The organism is Thermodesulfovibrionales bacterium, assembly GCA_026417875.1.
In the GTDB taxonomy this organism is placed as follows: domain Bacteria; phylum Nitrospirota; class Thermodesulfovibrionia; order Thermodesulfovibrionales; family CALJEL01; genus CALJEL01.
In genome coordinates this window covers 1-3,805 of sequence record JAOACK010000090.1, presented here as the reverse complement: position 1 = coordinate 3,805, position 3,805 = coordinate 1, and the positions used below count along the sequence as shown (strand labels likewise).

The 3,805-nt window shown below is 39.6% G+C and carries 6 protein-coding genes; 5 read left to right on the top strand and 1 reads right to left on the bottom strand.

Annotation, left to right across the window (positions count from 1 at the left end; all coding sequences use genetic code 11):
* Positions 1 to 187: 187 nt before the first annotated feature.
* Genes N2257_10490 through N2257_10480 form a run of 3 tightly spaced genes read left to right on the top strand, consistent with a single transcriptional unit; the run spans position 188 to position 1,696 of the window.
* A complete protein-coding gene (locus N2257_10490) occupies positions 188 to 766 on the top strand; it encodes a superoxide dismutase (GenBank protein MCX7794811.1) in 579 nt (192 codons plus the stop codon).
* An 8-nt stretch (positions 767 to 774) separates the two neighbouring features.
* Positions 775 to 1,185: a hypothetical protein gene (locus N2257_10485; GenBank protein ID MCX7794810.1), complete on the top strand. Its 411-nt coding sequence runs from the start codon at positions 775 to 777 to the stop codon at positions 1,183 to 1,185.
* 10 nt (positions 1,186 to 1,195) lie between these two features.
* Positions 1,196 to 1,696: a ferritin family protein gene (locus tag N2257_10480; GenBank protein MCX7794809.1), complete on the top strand. Its 501-nt coding sequence runs from the start codon at positions 1,196 to 1,198 to the stop codon at positions 1,694 to 1,696.
* Positions 1,697 to 1,883: 187 nt separating this feature from the next.
* Here the strand turns inward: N2257_10480 and N2257_10475 are convergent, their stop codons facing one another.
* Positions 1,884 to 3,008 (bottom strand): radical SAM protein, encoded by a 1,125-nt coding sequence (locus N2257_10475; GenBank protein MCX7794808.1) that lies wholly within the window; start codon positions 3,006 to 3,008, stop codon positions 1,884 to 1,886.
* Between the two features lie 37 nt (positions 3,009 to 3,045).
* Here N2257_10475 and N2257_10470 point away from each other — a divergent pair, with 37 nt between their 5' ends.
* Entirely contained in the window at positions 3,046 to 3,321 is a 276-nt protein-coding gene (locus tag N2257_10470; GenBank protein MCX7794807.1) for a hypothetical protein, read from the top strand.
* A 22-nt stretch (positions 3,322 to 3,343) separates the two neighbouring features.
* Positions 3,344 to 3,709 carry a hypothetical protein gene (locus N2257_10465; protein MCX7794806.1) on the top strand — a complete coding sequence of 122 codons (366 nt, stop codon included), beginning with the start codon at positions 3,344 to 3,346 and terminating at the stop codon, positions 3,707 to 3,709.
* Positions 3,710 to 3,805: the final 96 nt, after the last annotated feature.

Genomic DNA, 3,805 nt, shown 5'->3' with positions numbered 1-3,805 from the left:
GGTGTTCCCTATTCAGTGCCTGACCTTTACCTCACAAAGGGTGGCGGTGCTCCCTATGGTCCTGGACATGTGGCGGGTGCTGACAATACCCGGGATATTGATGAAAATGAAGCAAATATATGCAGGGCTTTTGGTAAAAGGCTTGCTGAGATTACATTAAAATTAAACAGATAAAAAGGAGGGCATCATGGCTTATACTGCAAAGGATTATTCAAGACTTATCGGCATCGATGGGTTCAGCGAGACCCTGCTTAAGAATCATTTCACACTTTATCAGGGTTATGTGACAAATACAAATAAGATACTTGATACCCTTGACGCCATGCTTAAGGAAGGTAAGACAGCAACCCCTGAATTTGCAGAATTAAAGAGAAGGCTTGGCTGGGAATTTAATGGTATGAGGCTTCATGAATACTATTTTGAGAATCTTGGCGGTAATGGTCAATTAAACAGAGACAGCAGACTGGCAAAAAAGATTATTGAATCCTTCGGAAGTTATGAAAACTGGGAAAAGGATTTTAAATCCACCGGTACTATGAGAGGTATTGGATGGGCCGTACTTTATCAGGATCTTACGAATGGAAGACTTATTAATTTCTGGATTAATGAGCATGATGTAGGACATCCCTCTGGATGCAACCCACTCTTGATAATGGATGTCTTTGAACATGCCTTTATGATCGATTACGGTCTTAAAAGGGCAGACTATATAGAAGCCTTTTTCAGGAACATAAACTGGGATTCTGTAGAAGCAAGACTTAAATAGGAGTAACGGTGATATTCCTTCAGAAAGACTATGATCACATCCTGAGAGCCCTGGCAGAGGAGTATTTCATTTTTCGAATAAACTATGTCCCTGACATAAAGGAATGGGCAAAGGAGAAGGGTATCGAGCTTTCAGAGCCCGGTCAGTTCATGAAACTCATATCTGAAAATGGCTCGCTTGTAATGGTTATACAGTCTGATATTAAAGAGGAGATTCTTAATGGTATAATAAACAGTCTATCAGTAAGATGGTCTCTCAAAGATAATGTTAACGACCCTACCGAAAGGCTGAACAGTACAAAGAAAAGGCTTGTTTATTGTTTTCTCAAGGAATATATCAGGACGAGGATTGATGAAGAGCTTCATCAGGATGAGTGGGTTATAAGACAGATGGAGAAACTCGGATATTTTACAGAATAAGGAGGAGATTATGAATGCATTAGAGATTGCAAGAAAAATGGAAACAGATGCTATTAAATTTTACAGCGAGGCTGCACAGAAGGCAAAACATCCAGCTGGAAAGAAGATGTTTCTGAGCATAGTTGAGGATGAAAAAAGACACGTCCAGATGATTGAAGAGCTTATTAAAGGCATGGATATTAAAGCAGAGGATGTAAGTCCGATGAAAAGGATAAAAACCATCTTTGAGGAACTGAAGGAACAGATGCTTGAGCGGGTAGAGGCTACAGATGATGAGCTTGAGGCATTCAGGATAGCTAAGGACATGGAGAATGAGGGAATAGAATTTTATAGAAAGGCTTATTCAGAGGCACAGACAGAGAAAGAGAAAAGACTTTTTGAGAGGCTTATAAAAGAAGAGGAACAGCATTATACTGTTTTTGCAAATACCTATTTCTTTCTTACAAATACAGGTAGCTGGTTCATGTGGGAGGAGCACAGTATCGTTGATGGTGGCACACCCTGGGCATGATAATTCATTCAAGAGATTTAGATGTAAAATAAGGGGGGTGGTTATAACCCCCCCCTTAAAATTATTAACACGAACTCTTGCACTTACAGGTAGTTGCTGTCTTTTTAAAAACCTTTTTGATAGTCATTTAAAACACCCCCTTTCAGACCCCGATGGGTTACTTAATTATACCACAAATAAGAGTATTTCAACCCTCTTTGTACATCTCGCACCTGAAAGGATCTATTCCATATTCATCTCCTGCAATCAATGCCCTGTATCTACAACCACCCCTGCAGTAATCCATATATTCACAATCACACTTGAGTTCCTCAAGCCTTATTGGTCTTATCCTGCTCCAGCATACCTTTAAACCATCTTCAATAGTACCAACAGGGTTTTCTCCATAAAAGGTGCATTTTGCTATCCTTCCATCAGCCATCACTGCCATAAGATGGAGTCCGCAGGCATAACCCTCAAGGGAGTCATGGATTCCTCCACCAAAGCCGTATCTCAGATATTTTCCAGCCACCTCTGGCCTGAGCTGAAAATCCCGGTGCTCCTTAAGTCTTCCTGTGGAACATGGCACATCCACATTCCATTCCTTCACACCGAGGGATTTAAACAACCTTTCCATCTCATCAAATTGATCAAGATTCTTACTGTGAACCATTGTTGCTACAGACACATCAAAGCCTTCCTCGATTGCGAGCTCAAGGGCATCCATTGCCTTTTTAAATGTCCCTTTGCCTCTAAGGGCATCATGTCCCTTTTCAAGACCGTCTATGCTGATCTGTATTTCGTCAATATTGAGATTTTTCAATAATTTCCTGTCTATAAGGATTCCGTTTGTAAATAAGACCTTTCTTATAAAGAATTCAGGAAGAGATTTATTAATTTTTTCAAAGTCTGGATGCATCAGGGGTTCACCACCACTTATCAATACCCTGAGACCCTGGAGTTCTTCAAATTCTCTTAAAACTTTTTTAATTTGCTCAAAAGAGAGTTCCACAGCCCTATTACTTTTTATATAACAGTGTCTGCATCTCAGATTGCATCTCTCTGTTATCTGGAGCTCAAGATACCTTAAGGAAGGCTCAGGTGATTTAAGAATAGGAGGTCTTTTTAATCTTATCTCTTTTTCTGTAAGCAGGTCTTCTTTTATACAGAAATTGATAAATTCACTTTCAGGACTGTCACAGCCTTCATGGCAATCTGTCAGGAACTTAAAGGCCTTTTCATCGATTTCGTAGAGCTCATCCTTTTTAATATTGTATATAAAGGGCCTTTCGAGCCATTTAAGGCAGGCATTTTCTGTGAGATAAAATTTCATACTTGATTTTAACATTTTTTATGGTATAATCAGATAGATGAAGTCTGATTTAAATATCTCTGAGATAAAAGAGCTTGCAAAGAGGTTTACACCAGAGGAGATAGAGAGATGTATTACTGAACAGCTTGAAAGTGGTAAAAATATCTGTATCAGAAATGGATCATCAGAGAAGATAATAAACGAGCTTGTAAAGGCGAGATTTATCAGGGAACTCATGGAGAAGGGGTTCAGTTTATCTGATGCCCTGAGAGAACTTGCAAGGAGGATAAGACTGCTCCAGTCTTTTTCAGGAAATCCTGACTTTCAGGAATAAAAATCTTTTCAAGGAGGGTAAGATGAAAGGTCTTAGGTTATTTGTTGTTCTGTTATGTGTTGTTTCTTTTATGGGCATTGCCTATGCTGGCAATGTAGAGAAAGGCAAGGCACTTTTCAATGACCCGAAACTCGGCACAACAGGAAAGTCCTGCAATTCCTGTCATCCAGATGGTAAGGGTCTTGAGCAGGCTGGAACAAAGAAGGAATTCAATGTAATGGGAAAAAAACAGAAATCCCTTGAAGAAGCAGTGAATTTCTGCATTGAGATGGCACTCAAGGGAAAGCCTCTTGATCCAAAAAGTCAAGAGATGGCTGATATAGTTGCATATATTAAATCACTTTCTGGAAAGGCACCAAAGAAGAAAAGGGCAATAGAAGGTTGTTAATATTATAGGGGAGGAGAAATCCTCCCTTTTTAATTTATTTATGGATTACTCAATAAAGATATGCGGTGAGGCAGGGCAGGGTATACAGACCATAGG

Coding starts and splice junctions, on each gene's coding strand:
- N2257_10480 (MCX7794809.1), top strand. CDS start 1,196: ATGAATGCATTAGAGATTGCAAGAAAAATGGAAACAGATGCTATTAAA.
- N2257_10490 (MCX7794811.1), top strand. CDS start 188: ATGGCTTATACTGCAAAGGATTATTCAAGACTTATCGGCATCGATGGG.
- N2257_10465 (MCX7794806.1), top strand. CDS start 3,344: ATGAAAGGTCTTAGGTTATTTGTTGTTCTGTTATGTGTTGTTTCTTTT.
- N2257_10475 (MCX7794808.1), bottom strand. CDS start 3,008: ATGAAATTTTATCTCACAGAAAATGCCTGCCTTAAATGGCTCGAAAGG.
- N2257_10470 (MCX7794807.1), top strand. CDS start 3,046: ATGAAGTCTGATTTAAATATCTCTGAGATAAAAGAGCTTGCAAAGAGG.